Origin of the sequence: Zwartia panacis (genome assembly GCF_030410395.1) — a bacterium.
GTDB lineage: Bacteria > Pseudomonadota > Gammaproteobacteria > Burkholderiales > Burkholderiaceae_B > Zwartia > Zwartia panacis.
Window position 1 is genome coordinate 21,666 of record NZ_JAUHHF010000004.1, and the last position, 15,069, is coordinate 36,734.

10 protein-coding genes are annotated in these 15,069 nt (G+C 49.4%); all 10 read left to right on the forward strand.

Going from position 1 to position 15,069, the window contains the following annotated elements; all coding sequences use genetic code 11:
• Positions 1 to 96 precede the first annotated feature (96 nt).
• The 10 genes from QWY30_RS07160 (at position 97) to QWY30_RS07205 (ending at position 15,066) form a co-directional block, all read left to right on the forward strand.
• Complete coding sequence (locus tag QWY30_RS07160) at positions 97 to 1,584, forward strand: SrfA family protein (protein WP_290239604.1); 1,488 nt, start codon at positions 97 to 99, stop codon at positions 1,582 to 1,584.
• A gap of 14 nt (positions 1,585 to 1,598) precedes the next feature.
• Positions 1,599 to 4,580 carry a virulence factor SrfB gene (locus tag QWY30_RS07165; protein WP_290239606.1) on the forward strand — a complete coding sequence of 994 codons (2,982 nt, stop codon included), beginning with the start codon at positions 1,599 to 1,601 and terminating at the stop codon, positions 4,578 to 4,580.
• A 5-nt stretch (positions 4,581 to 4,585) separates the two neighbouring features.
• Positions 4,586 to 7,303 (forward strand): putative virulence factor, encoded by a 2,718-nt coding sequence (locus QWY30_RS07170; RefSeq protein WP_290239609.1) that lies wholly within the window; start codon positions 4,586 to 4,588, stop codon positions 7,301 to 7,303.
• Positions 7,300 to 8,304 carry a hypothetical protein gene (locus QWY30_RS07175; RefSeq protein ID WP_290239610.1) on the forward strand — a complete coding sequence of 335 codons (1,005 nt, stop codon included), beginning with the start codon at positions 7,300 to 7,302 and terminating at the stop codon, positions 8,302 to 8,304. Before QWY30_RS07170 ends, QWY30_RS07175 begins: the two co-directional genes overlap by 4 nt.
• 7 nt (positions 8,305 to 8,311) lie before the next feature.
• Positions 8,312 to 10,303 carry a vWA domain-containing protein gene (locus tag QWY30_RS07180; protein WP_290239612.1) on the forward strand — a complete coding sequence of 664 codons (1,992 nt, stop codon included), beginning with the start codon at positions 8,312 to 8,314 and terminating at the stop codon, positions 10,301 to 10,303.
• Positions 10,304 to 10,334: 31 nt separating this feature from the next.
• Entirely contained in the window at positions 10,335 to 11,021 is a 687-nt protein-coding gene (locus QWY30_RS07185) for an ABC transporter ATP-binding protein (RefSeq protein ID WP_290239614.1), read from the forward strand.
• 94 nt (positions 11,022 to 11,115) lie between these two features.
• A complete protein-coding gene (locus QWY30_RS07190; RefSeq protein ID WP_290239617.1) occupies positions 11,116 to 12,249 on the forward strand; it encodes an ABC transporter permease in 1,134 nt (377 codons plus the stop codon).
• 31 nt (positions 12,250 to 12,280) lie between these two features.
• Complete coding sequence (locus QWY30_RS07195; RefSeq protein ID WP_290239619.1) at positions 12,281 to 13,825, forward strand: formylglycine-generating enzyme family protein; 1,545 nt, start codon at positions 12,281 to 12,283, stop codon at positions 13,823 to 13,825.
• A 10-nt stretch (positions 13,826 to 13,835) separates the two neighbouring features.
• A complete protein-coding gene (locus QWY30_RS07200) occupies positions 13,836 to 14,543 on the forward strand; it encodes a hypothetical protein (RefSeq protein WP_290239622.1) in 708 nt (235 codons plus the stop codon).
• A 7-nt stretch (positions 14,544 to 14,550) separates the two neighbouring features.
• Positions 14,551 to 15,066 (forward strand): DUF4349 domain-containing protein, encoded by a 516-nt coding sequence (locus QWY30_RS07205; RefSeq protein ID WP_290239625.1) that lies wholly within the window; start codon positions 14,551 to 14,553, stop codon positions 15,064 to 15,066.
• Positions 15,067 to 15,069 lie beyond the last annotated feature (3 nt).

Here is a 15,069-nt window from a genome sequence, read left to right on the forward strand (position 1 = left end):
AATATAGCTAAAGTATTGATGATTCGACCCAATTGGCATAGGGTAAGATTACTTTTCTTTTTTAAAACAATTATGACGCCAAAGAGGATCGATTGAATGGCTGGAAGTCTGCTAGTCAGCGGTAACCCTCAACACTACAAAGCGATCGGTGAGGGTGGGCAACCTGTCTATGCGGTTGCGTTTCAATTGCGCGAGGCCATTCGCCTCAAGGCGGGCGTCACGACGGCCAATTGTCTGGCCATTCCACAATCCAATCAGCACGGCAGCATGGTCGACTGGTACGCGCCTGTCAATGGCGAGGTCGTTCCCTGGTCCGCCGCGTCAAGTCAAGAGCGTGAATATGCGCTGTCCAAACTCGATGAGGCACATCGGGCATTAGAACGCGCCATTGCACAGATGAGCCAGTCACAGTCACGAGACGCTCAAGCTGAACGGGAAAAAAATACTGTTCTTCCTTTGATGAGCAAGGTCTTTTATTTTCCTGACACCAATTTTATTTACCTCGTGAATGGGGAGCCTGTGATCGCTTTTTGGGGTTTTCATTCACAAGGTTCTACCTTGCCAGCGGATCCCTTTTCAAGTCTACGACCCATTGCCTACGCAAAAGGATCAGAGACCGCGCCACTTCAACCGACCCCAGCCAGAAGGGCATGGTGGTGGTGGCTACTGCTTTTATTATTGTTGTTGTTGCTATTGTTTTTCTTGTTACGCGCATGTGCGCCCAGTACGCTACCCGTGGTCTTGCAGCCGCCAGAGGCCGCATCAACCGGTGTGAGGCCGCCTGTTCAAACCACGCAAAATCATCTTCTACCACCTGGTACGGTTCAATCTCCCAGGGTGTCAACGGCCCCCGACGGTCTGGTCGATCGAAGTGTGACATGGTTGCGCCGTTGGTTGCCTGGCTCTGGGGGAGATGTCAATGCTCCTAATATTCCCGTATCTCCTGACACAGGAGCGGTGAGCACGGGTGCAGGATTGAAAGATACTCCAGCGGCAGATACTCCAGCGGCGGAAAGTCCAGTGGGTCCGACAGCAGCGAATACCACTTCGCCTGAAAATAATAATGCTGTGGGGCAAAATCCAACGCCTCATCCCGACACTCCACCTGCACCCAATCCTGCAAATCAACCTCAGAGCGAAAGCCCCGTGCCGCCTCGTGCTGAACCCACAACCAATACGGCACCAGGTGCCCAATCAGGCCGTCCCATGACGATCCCTCAACAAGCGCTCAACTCAGGAGACACGCGTTTTCTGGATGGTTCTTGGACTGCCGGGACGGGTATTCAGGATGCCAAGACTGGGAAGCCCTTGCGCATGGAGTACGACTTCAGCCAGGGTAATGGTCAAGGCAAAGTGACGATTCGACGCGCGGATGGTTCGCAATGTGTTGGCTCGGTATCTGCGCAAATGCAAAGCCGCACCCTACAAATCAGTGACCGTGGTGTTGCAAAGTGTTCGGATGGCGGCACGATAGCGCTTCCTAAAGTCACGTGTACTCCGCAGGCGGATGGGCGTGCGGATTGCCAGGGTCGATACGAAAATGGCACCACCTTTCCAGTGTCAATGAGACACTCTCCAAAATAGCAGGAAGCAACCTTATGCTGCCAGATATTCATTCATACGAAGAACAAACCACGCTCATCATGGGTAGTGGTGTGCAATTTTTGGACTTTGCCGCGACGTTTGTTGTGAAGGGTCAGTCTGGCGAGTTTGCCAAACTGGGTGAGGCCGGTCCACTTGGCAGGCTTGAAGAAGACTCAAGAACTGGAAAATTGCATTTTTCCTTTGATGATAAAAAAGCCCCTGTGCAGTCTCGCTTTGATGTCAGTCTGGACCAGTCGCTCAAATTATTGATCGATACTTGGATTCCTGTTCCTTATTTTCGTTTCAGTCCGCCCGCGCGTTACGAAGAGGGTCCGTCCAACTGGGCACGGTTACGTGTGACTGAGGTTCGCCCGGGAGCGGATCCCGACGGACATACGCACAGAATAACTTTTGCTTTTGATACAAAGGTCCAACCGAGCCGAAGCGATACGGCTTACATGGGGCCTTCTGTCGACGATGTGAAAGCAGGGACGAGTTTTGCTTTTGCGCATCGCTCTCATGAAATGGGTTGGTTTCTTGATCAGCAATGGATTGATAGCTGGCTCAGGGAGCTTTATACGGAGCTGGCTCGTCCTCGTCTGAAAAAAGATGCGGAGGATATTCGAATTGAACTGGCTGACTTACACCATCAAGCGCACTACCTGAATGTCTTGCATCTTGTCGGTACTCAACTGAATGTGCCTGAGATCAAAGTGATCTCGAATGCTCCGAATGACCTATACAAGCCTATACCAGTTGATCTTGTGCTTGATATTGGCAACTCCAGAAGTTGTGGCATTTTGATCGAAGACCATCCTCAGGAGAGCGATGGTTTGCGTAGACGCTATGAACTTGAATTGCGGGATCTCACCAAACCTGAACATGTTTACAGCGAACCTTTTGAGAGTCGTATCGAGTTTTCACAAGCAACGTTTGGAAAGGATCACTTTTCCGTTCAAAGTGGACGCAGCGATGCATTCCTGTGGCCGACAATTGCCCGTATCGGTCATGAGGCTGGACGCCTTGCCAGCTTGCGACGCGGCACGGAAGGTGCCACGGGACTCTCGAGTCCCAAGCGCTATTTGTGGGATCAAGAGAGTTTTGAGCCGGGGTGGCGCTTCAATACCTCTTACGTAAAAACTGAGGCCGAACCACACGCGACTGCAGCGCCGGTTTCGCGTCTGATTAACGAGATGGGGGAAGCGCTTTACACACTTGAGCCGGATGACCGGATGCCCGTGTTTCATCCTCACTATTCGCGCAGCTCTTTGATGACGTTCATGCTCAGTGAAGTGTTGGCGCAAGCGCTTGCACAAATCAATAGTCCTGCCCAGCGGTTGCGCCAGAGTCATGCGCGCGTGCCGCGTCATTTGCGATCCATCATTTTGACTGTTCCGCCGGCAATGCCACAGCCTGAACGCAAAATTTTCCAGGCGCGCATGAATCAAGCCATTGGCTTGATCTGGAAGAGTCTGGGCTGGCATCCCGAAGATGCAGGTATGGAGACCGAAGAAGATCGCGCCTTGGCTTTTCCAGCTTTCCCGGAGGTGCATGTTCAGTGGGATGAGGCAACCTGCGGTCAAGTCGTGTATTTGTTTAGCGAGACGCACAACAATTTCGGTGGCCGTCCCGAGGAGTTTTTTGCTGCGCTCGCGCGCCCGGATCAGCCTCCCAGAGAAGGGTCTCACGATCCCTATGTATCAATTGCGACCATTGATATTGGAGGGGGCACAACAGATCTGGTCATCAATGAGTACTCTCTTGATAAAGGCTATGAAAATGCCGGTCGCGATGTAGGGGGGAGTGCCTATATTATTCCCGAACAACGTTTTCGCGATGGATTCAAAATCGCGGGCGATGACATTGTGCTGGATGTGATTCGTCTGGTGGTGTTGCCTTCGCTTGCAACTGCTTTTAAAACAGCCGGTATTACTGAGCCTGATGCGCTTGTTTCCAGGCTGATGGGGAGTGAGTCCCTTGATGCACATGTGGCGGTGCTTCGTCAACAGTTAACCCTACAAGTACTGTATCCAGTTGCACTTCGAGTCATCAAAGAATACGAAAAGTATGATCCGCTTGACCCCGGAAATTTAGGTATCGTCACGATGGCGGATCTGCTGTCTGATGCCAGCCAGCCCACCGCGGATGTATTGGAGTATGTCAACACAGCTGTTCAGCGTTTGGGTGGGGCATCTGCCATGGGCTTTAGTCTCATGGAGGTCGGAATCAGTATTAATTTACGTCGCTTGCACGAACAGTTTGTTCGTGGCGAACTGAATATCTGCAAAACACTTAAAGCCCTCTCTGAGGTGATTTATGCCTATCAACCCGACGTACTGCTTCTGACCGGGCGACCCTCCCGCATGCCAGGTGTCTTGGCGTATCTGCGTTCACTGCTTGCGGTGCCTGCCAGTCGGATATTGCCTTTGCATCAATACCGAACAGGTCCCTGGTATCCGTTTCATAAAAACGGCAGGATTGATGATCCAAAGAGTACGGCTGCCGTGGGCGCAATGCTATGTTTGCTGAGTCGGAGTCTGCGCCTGCCGAATTTCTTTTTCCGATCAGCGGCGTTTAAACCTTATTCAACTTTACGATTTATCGGCATGATCGATAACAATAATGCGATTAAAGACTCTAATGTTTTTTATCGAGATATCGATCTTGATCGCGATGATTACGAGTTCCCCGATACGACTTTTGAAATGCGCGGCTCGATGCGCTTAGGCTTCAGACAGCTAGAGGCGGATCGCTGGCCGGCTTCGCCGCTTTACACCCTAACGGTTGAAGATCGCGACTTGCGCGAAAAGCTTGCCTCAAAAGGCGTTGTCCTGAAGGTTTCATTACGTCGCAGTGAACGTGCAGGGACAGAAAGTTTTGAACTGGCATCCGTCGAGGGTGGTTCCAAGAGCAAGATCAAATTCAGACTCAACACGATGATCGATGCGGGCTTGGGTGATTCGCAGTATTGGCTCGACAGCGGCAGCGTGAGGTAAGCACCATGACAGACTTAACTGAAAAATTATCCCAAGGCTGGCAAACGATTCGCGATGAATCTGGTCAGGCGATCGAGTGGATTGGACGTGTGCGAGGTAATGCACGCAGTGTGGATAACGAGGCCGACAGTTTAATCACCAAGCTTCGACGGATTCGCAATCAAGCTAAAAGTTTATCGATTGCTTCTCGTTTGCCGTCCACAGTAGGATTTTTTGGTCTTTCCCAGGCGGGCAAGTCCTATCTGATTTCTGCATTAGCTGCCGGTGCTGACGGCAAGCTTGAAACTGAAGTGGATGGAAAACGTCTGGATTTTTTGACGCACATCAATCCTCCCGGTGGAGGCAAGGAAGCGACTGGCTTAGTGACGCGATTTAGTTTTAAAGCGAAACAGGGACCCGCCGGCTTTCCTTTGGAGTTGAAATTATTCGAAGAAATCGAATTGGCGAAAATCCTGTCCAATTCGTATTTCAATGATTTTAATTTCGAAAAAATTGGCGATGCTATTGACTTGAATGCTGCGAAGCAACAGCTCGCTCTGCTTGAGTCCAGACGATTGAGTCAACGCGTGCCTGGGGTGACAGAAGATGACATGGTTTCTTTCTGGGATTATTTGCGTGAAAGTTATGCATCTTCGATCAGAGGGCTAGAGACTGATTTTCTGCCCCGTGCGGTCGAGCTTGCGCCATTTTTGTCGCTGAGTGATCGTGCACTCCTTTTTTCTTGCCTCTGGCGTGAGTCGCCAGCGTTGACTCAAACTTTTCTGATGTTGTCTCAGACGCTTGCAGCGCTGGGTTACCCGGCGCGTGTATACGCACCTATCGATGCTGTTGTTCGTCCGACGGGGCCTGATGGAACTTTATCCCAGGCTGATAGCATCATGAACGTTGACATGCTGGAGCGGTTAGGACGTCCGGAGGATATGCCGATTTCAGTGTTGCCCTTATGCTCAGGGGAGGTGAGATCCGCGCAAAACTTAACCATGGCTCAACTTGCTGCCTTGACAGCCGAGTTGATTTTTCCCTTGGTGAATGTGCCGCATCAAAAGATTTTCGAAGAAGTCGATTTACTTGATTTTCCCGGGTATCGAGGACGCCTGGGTCTCGATTCACTGGTGGATATTTCTTCGGCACAAGCCAAAGAGAAATCTGGAAATCCAGTCGCTCAACTGCTTTTACGCGGCAAGGTGGCTTATTTGTTTGAGCGTTATACCGATACGCAGGAAATGAATGTTCTGGTTGTATGTACGGCATCGCACAAGCAATCCGATGTCACTGAGGTCGGTCCTGTTTTGACGGAATGGATTCGCAAAACACAGGGGGATAGCGCCTCAGAACGTGCCAAGCGTTTGCCTGGTCTGATTTGGGCTGTCACGATGTTCGACATGAAGATCGCAGACTCGCTGAGCAAAGATGAGGATATGCTGCACACAGTCTGGAACAACCTCGTGAAGATGACAATGCTCGAGCGTTTCGGAAACTTCGATTGGATGCAAGACTGGGCCAATGGGTCGCCCTTCAGTAATACTTTTCTGGTTCGTAAGCCTCGCATGCCTGTCGCGTTTCTTGACATGGAAAATGGTCAGGAAACAGGGGTGACTGCATCGACAACTAATCAAATCGCTTTAATGGAGCGGACATTTTCTCAAGCCGAGTTGATTCAAAATCATGTTTCCGAGCCAGGCGTGGCATGGAAGGCAATGATGGCTCTAAACGATGGCGGAGTCGAGCGTTTGAGTCATTACCTTGCAAAAGTTTCTGTCCGTCAATTTAAACTTGATCGAATCGCAGAGCAGTTGGAAGCTGTGCTGCATGATTTGGTGGATAACCGTTTAGGTCGTTGGTTCCATCAAGACGGTATGGGTGAGATTGAAGCTAAGCGTAAAGTCGCTCAACAAGTTGTGACGGCACTAAGGCCGCGTATCCCGCTATTGGCGGAATTGCAGAGTAAATTGATCTTATCTGACTCCGTTTTGCAAGGCCTATATCTCGGTGCTGATTCTTCATCTGAAGCTGCAACTTCAGAAACGAGTGAAGAAACCCCTACCGCGCTCAATTTAGGTGACGATCCCTTTGGCTTGGATGATGCCCTGGATATTTTTGGTGATCAACCCAAGACAATTTCAGCATCGAGCACACGTGCTTTGCAACCCCTAAGCAGTGATGCACGCTTTGCGCAAGCTGTCTTGCGTGAGTGGATTGAACATCTGCGCAATATTCCGAGTCAGAATGCACTACTTGGATATTTTGGATTGCCCAAAGAAGCAACCGAGATGCTATGTGACGAGTTGATCACAGCTGCAACTCGACTGGATATTCAAAAACAATTGCTTTCTTCGTTGAGTGGTGTGGAGCAAGTGGGTACCAAGCGTGAACGTTTGGTTGACCGTCAGGCTATGGCAGCTAAAACGTTGCTTGGTGATTTTGTAGCATGGTTGGGTTATATCAAGGTTCCTTTGGCGCAGAGGCCAGATAGTCGAATACGGACAGGCCACAAGTTATTTGAACTTCCTTCAAGCATTCCTAAAGGCAAGTTGCCGACGATTGGCAATGAAGCTGTGGATCACACACGTATTTACATGGGCGACTGGCTTGTCGGTTTCGCACAAATGGTGCTGGATAACGCAGGCCATGATGGGGGTCGTGAAATCAGGCCAGAACAAAATGCTGAGCTTGGAAACTTAATCACCAAATTGAATGCAGTCAGAGTGGTTTCTGGATCATGAAGAAAACAAGGCCCGAACTTAAATCAGCAGCCAGCGGCAGACCTGGCGAGGGAATTTTGGTTTTGTCTGGCTGGGAAAGCAGCACCCTTGAAATTGGTGCAAGCGCAGAGGTATGCATTCAACGTAATCAGGATCACCGCTATCTTGGGGAGCACGCACAGTGGGTGGCGACGCAGACATGGCATCAGGTGAGTTTGTCCGAAGAATTGTCCGATGATGCTGTCGTACTGACGTTTGATGCCCGTTTAGTGGATCCGCTCATCGAAAATCCCCAAATGACCTACCAGTTGCAAGCACGTATTGGAACTGAGTCCGGAGTAGGTGTGATGCGTATTCGTGAAGGCATTATGTCTTCTCGCGCGGCGGGGCAGAGCGCTGATCCTGTGACGCACGTTGCGCGGCCTATTCAGCAAGTTCCAGTGGTTGAGGCAACTCAGGTCGTGCCTGAGCCTGAAATAAACGCTGAAAGCGCGCCTGTTGTCATGCCGGATCCAAAAAAATCTAAAACTGGTTTGTTGATCGGTTTAGTCGTTTTATTTTTACTGTTGATCGCGGGCTATTTTGCCTGGAAGCACTTGAGTACTCCTGAAACCCCCTCAACGAGTCTGAGTACTCCATCAACACCGCCTGTCGTGACGAGCGCTCCTGTCGAGCCGCCAGCTTGCAGCGCGGAGGCCTTAAAAGTTGCAAAAGATGATCTGGTTTTTATCCAGAGTTGCCTCAAAACGAACCCTGAGTCTGATCAGGTTTTGTCAGTGATTGCTGCAGCCAAAGATTTAAAACGCTGTGATGTGGTGCAGCGTCTGTATGCATTCAAAGGGCAGTCAGGCGATGCAAAAATTGCTCTGGCTTATGCGCGTGAATTCGATCCAGCAACGTTTGTAGCGGGTTGCCTGACTGCTGCTGACAAAGAGACTGCAATCTACTGGTATGAGCTGGTGCTGTCCAAAGAGCCGGAGAATGCAGAGGTCAAAGCTCGCATCGAAGCGTTAAGGAAATAAAATGCAGATGAAAACATTTTCGGCTGTCGGTCTTTGCCTCATTGGTTTGATTTTCTCATCCGCAAGTGTGGGGCAGGGCAATTCAAACAAACCTCTGCTTCAAGAGGGAAAGAAATCACTTTACCAGCGAGTATTAACCACACCGAATTGCAAGCTGTATGCTAAGCCAGGCGATCAGAGTGGTGCCGCGCAAGAAGCCTTTAGTCGTTATTACGTCTATCAGAAACAAGAAAGCGCTGGAAAAAAGTGGATAGAAGTCGGAATTGATACAGTCGGAAAAAAAATTGGCTGGTTAGATGCTGCGTGCACGGTAGAGTGGAAAATGCAGATGTCACTAGCGTTTACCAACCCAGCCAATCGCCAGCTTTCATTATTTTTTAAGGATCGGGAAAGTATTGAAAAAATTCTCGATTCTGCTGATCCAGCGGCAACCTATGCACCAATCCTGGACAGCATGGCAAAAGTGGGTCGCAATCCGCAGGTCGTCGCAAAAGAACCAGAGTTATATGTTGATTTTCGAAAGAACTTTTACTTGCTGCCTATTTTGCAAGCTGAAGAAGTGATGAGCGATGCCGGCTTTAATGTCAGGCTATTAGAAGTTGCCTCTGTCAGCAGACAAGATCCTTCAGCCAATGCCGCAGTGAGTCCCCAGGTTGTTCAAAGTTCGATCAAGGCTTTCAGTGCCGGCGTAGTGTTTGTCATGGATTCCACCTTGTCCATGGATCCCTATATCGAGCGCATGCGTGCGGTGATGAAAACCATCTATGCCCGCATGGAAAAAGAAAAGATAGACGACAAAGTCAAGTTTGGACTGGTGGCATTTCGATCGGCCTTATCGGCTGTGCCAGCCATTGAGTACAACACACGTATCTATGCTGATCCTACCCAAGTCAAAAATGGTGCTGACTTCTTTGAAAAAATTAAAGACTTAAAAGCGACAAAAATATCGACCCCCAAGTTTGATGAAGATCCTTACGCAGGCGTGAAAGAGGCGCTTGAAAAGATCAATTGGAACGAGTTTGGTGCGCGCTATATCGTACTTGTGACGGACGCTGGAGCGCTCGAAGCCAGCGATCCTTTGTCCACCACGGGGCTGGATGCACAGGCTATTCGCGAGCTTGCCAAAGAGAAGGGCGTGGCACTCTATGTTCTGCACTTAAAAACGCCTGAGGGTGTTAAAAATCATCAATCCGCGCAGCGTCAGTACGATACCTTAGCATTCAATTCGGTTGCCAATCGAGCGCTTTATTATCCTGTCGATGCAGGACGCGTGAATGTTTTTGGTGACACGATCGAAAGCCTCGGGCAGTCCCTTGTGAGCCAGATTAAACAAGCATCGATGGGCGAGGTGGTGGCGGGTAGTGCATTGACTGCGGCGCAAGTCCCTCCCACACAGCCTCCCGCTGCACCCGCAGGTTCACCGGCTGCGGCGATCGCCCGGGATTCCGCATTGCTTGGTCGTGCCATGCAGCTGGCCTATCTGGGTGGGGCCACAAATACCAAGGCACCGCCTTTCTTTAAGGCCTGGATTAGCGATCGCGATTTAGTCAAACAAAACATACCAACGACTGAAGTACGCGTTTTATTAACCAAAGCTCAGTTGAGCGATTTAAGTTCGGTTGTCACTCAGATTGTTGATGCGGCCAATGCTTCGCTGGTCTCGCCTACTGACATGTTTGATCGCCTGCGTTCTGTTGCGGCGACGATGGGTCGTGACCCGAATGATTTGAGGCAGGGGAACGCTCAAAAACTCGGACAAATGGGTTTGCTCGGAGAGTATCTTGAGGGATTGCCCTACAAAAGCGATGTGATGGGCCTGGATGAAGAAAGTTGGAAAGCCATGTCAGTCGCAGCACAGACCCAATTCATGATGCGGTTGAATACAAAACTCAAGCAATATCAAAGTTTTAACGCCGATACAGGCTCCTGGGTATCGCTTGCGAAAGGCAGCGTTCCAAGCGAAGCAGTCTATCCTGTTCCTTTAGAGTCTTTACCCTAGCGTGATTGATTCAGTCCTCGATATTGTCGACATGAGGGTTTCCCGCGGCAGGGAGGGTGACGCTTATGAAGTTATCCTGGGCGCATTGAAATTAGATTCAGGAGAGGTTGCTGCGATTGTTGGGCCGAGTGGCTGCGGCAAAAGTACTCTCCTTGAAGCGATCGGTTTGCTTTTAGAACCGAAGTCCGTCTCGCGTCATTGTCTCGGTGCGTTTGATTTGACGCATGATTTGCAATGCTCGGCGGATACCAGAGAGAAACGGTGGGCAAGATTGAGACAGCACAAGCTCGGTTTTGTCCCACAAAGTGGCGGTTTATTACCCTTTCTCAACGTCAAGCAAAACATTGAGCTGTCAAGAAGCCTGGTAGGCCTGAAGGGTAAAGATGATTTGCTAGAACATGTCATTGATCGCTTGCGCTTGGGAAAACTACTTGAACGCATGCCATCGGAACTCTCTATCGGTGAGCGTCAACGTGTTTCTTTTGTTCGCGGGATCGCTCACAGGCCAAGTTTGATCCTGGCCGACGAGCCCACAGCAGCGCTTGATCCTATATTGGCAAGAGAGTTGTTTAGCTTGATCGTTGAAATCGCTCGCGAGTTCAGGATTGGGGCGCTCATTGTGACGCATGAGTGGTCGTTGGTTTCTGATGTTGGCATTCGTAAAATCGTTGGTACTGTCAGTGCTCAAAGAAGGACGATCTTCGATGAGTGCAACTAATATGTATTCAACATTATCAGCACCTCCACTTAAGGTGCTAATGAGTCTTGGTTTAAGTGACTTATTGCATGATCGCAAAGTTTCGATCTGTATCATGGCTTCGATCGTCGCCGTTGTTGCGCCTTTGTTGCTCTTGTTTGGTTTGAAATTTGGCATCGTGAGTCAAATGCGCACCGAGTTACTCTCTGATCCTCGAAATTTAGAAATCAGAATGCTGGCAAGTGCGAAACTTGATCAAGTGTGGTTTGACAAAATGCGACAGTCACAGAATGTTGCTTTCATTCTGCCCATGACGAGATCGTTAAACACTATTGCTGATTTGTATGTGGATAGCCGTCGCTTTGCGGAAAGCGTCGAGTTGATCCCGACCGCAGCGGGTGATCCAGTATTGAGCGGCGTCTCGATTCCCAGCGCAAGAGATGAAGTGGTCTTGAGTGCATCAGCCGCCACGCGACTGGGGATTCAGGCTGGCGAAAAGATTCAAATTCGAGTGTCTCGAATTTTTGAAAATAGAACCGAACGCGCTCAGATAGAAGTGCGCGTTTTGGCAGTTTTACCCACCGAGTCTTTTTCCAGGCCGGCAGTTTTTCTGTCGTTACCCCTCTTGGTTGAAATCGAAGATTTCCGGGATGGTTTCAAAATCCCCGGATTCGGGATTGAGACAGGTGGTGAAATACAGCCCCGAACGCATTTCGCAAGAGCCAGAATCTATGCAGACAAGATTGAGCATGTTGAGAACTTGGCAAATCGGCTCACAGAGGAGGGGATCGAGACCTCTAGCCGTCTGGCAGAAATCAAATCTGTACAGTCCATCGACAAAGTTCTAGGCATTGTATTTGGGGTAATCGCCTGGATTGCCATTCTTGGCTGCGCAGCTTCATTAATTGGCGCATTGATGGCAAATATCGATCGCAAGAGAAAAGATCTCGCATTATTGCGTCTGATGGGCTATGGAAAAGTCGCGATGCAGCTATATGTGGTCATGCAATCCGCTTTATTGACGTTTGTTGGTTTTTGCGTGGGTTGTCTGATGTATCTGCTGGGCAGTCAGTTATTTAATCAAATGCTTGGGCAGTATATGCAGGCGGATCGATTTGTTTGCCGACTGGAACCCATACATTTTATTTTCGCACTTGCAGGTGCGCTATTGCTTGCGATCATTGTTGCAGGAGTTGGTGGTGTGTTTGTCACCAAAATTGAACCCGCGGAGAGTTTGCGTGATCTTTAAAAAAATATCACTTTGGATGTGTGCGTTAAGCATGTCGCTGACATGTTCTGTCGGTATTGCCGCAGCTTGGGAATCACGGTTTTTCAATCCTAAACCGACGGACGGAGATGTCGTGATGCCATTGCCCTGTGAGGGATCAATGGTTTTTCGTCGTGTGCATATTCCTTTAACCAAGCCACTTGAAGATTTTGGCGTGACGCTTGGTTCGGAAGGGGCCGCGCTGCGGTATCTGGAACAAGCCCATCCAGCGTACATCGCAGGCAGCTTTACTACCAGCACGCCAAATCCTGGTCGATATTATTTAATGGCTAAATATGAAGTCACAGAGCTTCAATATCAGTCTGTCATGCAAGATACCTGTCCCAGACCTTCGATGAAACTGATGCTTCCAAAAGTTGAAATCAGCTGGTTTGAGGCGATGCAGTTCAGCGATAAGCTCAATCTTTGGCTACGGGCCAATGCGCTCAAGAGTTTGCCTGTGGAAGACGGTGTCGCCGGATTCGCGAGGTTGCCAACAGAGGTCGAATGGGAATTTGCCGCGCGTGGAGGCAATAGTGTTTCTAGTACCGAGTTTCGAGAAGCGACCTTTCCGATGCCCGAAGGAATGAATAAATATGTCTGGTTTGGCGGATCTCAATCCTCCAACGGTAAGCTTCAATTGGCAGGTTTGCTTCAGCCTAACCCATTAGGGCTGCATGACATGCTGGGTAACGCGGATGAAATGATGTTTGAATCTTTTCGTTTGAATAAACTTGACCGATTTCATGGTCAGGCAGGTGGTTTCATCGTACGCGGCGCCAACTTTATGACGCCTGAGAGTGATGTGCGAACCTCCTGGAGGCAAGAACAAACTTACTATCGTGAGTCTGCGCCAAATAAACAGAAAACCTCAGGGTTCAGGCTGGTCGTCGTCGCGCCATCATTGACCTCTTCAAAACGCAGCCAGGAAATTGAACAGGGGTGGTCTGAACTGGGCACGCGAGAAAATGCTCCTTCTCCATCCCCGCAATCACAGCAATCCAATTCGACGAGTACGGTTGAACGCCTGAGTAATTTGATGACAGGCTTGAAAGACGAGAAGCTTAAAAAAGAACTTGAGTCTTTACGGACAGAGCTGCGCAGCAGCAATCAGACTCGTGATGAACAAAGGAGTATTGCGATTCGTTCGGCACTTCAACAAGGCGCGTTTATGTGTGTATTACTTAATCGCGAGGGTCGTTTCTATGATGGGTTGAAGAAAAATTACGACGAGAGTTGCGCAAAGGTTGAAACACTACCCAAAGAGGATCAAGCGCGTTGTTCATTGATTAAACGCAACGTCGATACACGCCAAGCCGCCCAGGAACTTGCACTGGGTCTTTACTCTGACAGCATTGTCGAGGCTGGTGCAATCTACACCACTCAGATGGTGTCGCCCGAGGTTGCGGTTAAACGTCAGCAATTATTGTCGAGAAAGAGCAGCAATCTTGGCGCTTACGTGGATACATATTGGTCTCACTTGGAACAGTATTTGAAGGACCGGAAAGTCACTCAAACTGAGTGGTTGTCTGCCTGTAAAAAAGTTTCGGTAAATTAAGGAGAAGAAAGTGTTTACAAGCTCAAGTCTCAAATTAAGAACCGCTTTGATCGCATTGATCAGTTGTGTTTTTTTAGCGGGTTGTCAAAATGTTGGAGGAGGGGATGTCGATCCCAGATTGACCGACGGTGAAGATGCAAAGTTTTTTAGCAAGTCTGGTGCGCAAGCCTGTGCGGCTGGCGCGCTGACTGGTGTACTGGCTTGCGCACTGAGCAATTCAGGTAATAAAACGGCCTGTATGGCGATCGCTGCTGTTGCTGGTTGTGGGGTCGGTGCCGGTGCCAATTATTTGCTGGATCAGCGACGCGCCAAATATGCGAATAATGAACAGCGGATCAACTCCTTCATACAGGATGTTCAATCTGACAATCAAAAATTACAGGCAAGACTACAAAACATCAATGTCGTTTTACAAGAGAACCAGAGAACGTTAAAAACTCTTGAGAAACAAGTGGCAGCCAAACAAATTGATCAAAGAAAAGCAAAAGCCGAGCTCGATCGTATTAATGCGAACAAAGCCTATCTGGAAAAAGAACTGGCAAACATTAATGCACGCATTGACGGCTTTCAGGACATCATTGAGAAAGAGCGCGCAGTTGGCGCAGATGTTCGTAGATTGCAAAGTCAGCTTGACCAACTCAGCCGTACCCGGGACGTGATGAAAAGTCAGCTCGACGTTGCCTACGGTCTGGCATCATCAATTAAAGTGACAGGATAAAGGTGAAATGATGATTGGAGCGATTAAGTTTTTAGGGATGATTGGGGTCGTTTCTGTATTGACCGCTTGTACGATGGATAAAGCAGGTTGTGATCCGAAAGCGATGCGAGATGCCGGGTTGCTCACGAAAATGAACTGTGATTTTTCTGGTTCCTATGATGCGCGCGCCAAGGATAAAGAGGCACAGCTCGCCGCAGAAAGACAAAATAATGTTTTATTGCGTCAAGCGGTTGCAGATATGGAAAAGAAGAATACGCTCGTGGCTGCCGACGTCGCCAAACGCCGAGCTGATGTGACTAACATCACACGAAGTGTGGGTGCATATATACGTTCTGTGCAATCAAGCAATCCTTCCAATGCTGCGCTGACCGCGCAAGTCAATGCGGCTAGAGCACGCTTGGAAGAACTCCAGAAAACACCCGTGACATCGGGTGCAAATAACGCAGAGGAGTTACGTGCGCGTATACAGGCCGTCGAGGTAGAGGTCGAAAAACTACGCAAACAATCTGCAATTTTGGAGTAACGC

What these genes read in the sequence shown, in the direction of transcription:
- QWY30_RS07160 (WP_290239604.1), top strand. Translation starts at nt 97, where the DNA reads ATGGCTGGAAGTCTGCTAGTCAGCGGTAACCCTCAACACTACAAAGCG.
- QWY30_RS07165 (WP_290239606.1), top strand. Translation starts at nt 1,599, where the DNA reads ATGCTGCCAGATATTCATTCATACGAAGAACAAACCACGCTCATCATG.
- QWY30_RS07170 (WP_290239609.1), top strand. Translation starts at nt 4,586, where the DNA reads ATGACAGACTTAACTGAAAAATTATCCCAAGGCTGGCAAACGATTCGC.
- QWY30_RS07175 (WP_290239610.1), top strand. Translation starts at nt 7,300, where the DNA reads ATGAAGAAAACAAGGCCCGAACTTAAATCAGCAGCCAGCGGCAGACCT.
- QWY30_RS07180 (WP_290239612.1), top strand. Translation starts at nt 8,312, where the DNA reads ATGAAAACATTTTCGGCTGTCGGTCTTTGCCTCATTGGTTTGATTTTC.
- QWY30_RS07185 (WP_290239614.1), top strand. Translation starts at nt 10,335, where the DNA reads ATGAGGGTTTCCCGCGGCAGGGAGGGTGACGCTTATGAAGTTATCCTG.
- QWY30_RS07190 (WP_290239617.1), top strand. Translation starts at nt 11,116, where the DNA reads ATGGCTTCGATCGTCGCCGTTGTTGCGCCTTTGTTGCTCTTGTTTGGT.
- QWY30_RS07195 (WP_290239619.1), top strand. Translation starts at nt 12,281, where the DNA reads ATGTCGCTGACATGTTCTGTCGGTATTGCCGCAGCTTGGGAATCACGG.
- QWY30_RS07205 (WP_290239625.1), top strand. Translation starts at nt 14,551, where the DNA reads ATGATGATTGGAGCGATTAAGTTTTTAGGGATGATTGGGGTCGTTTCT.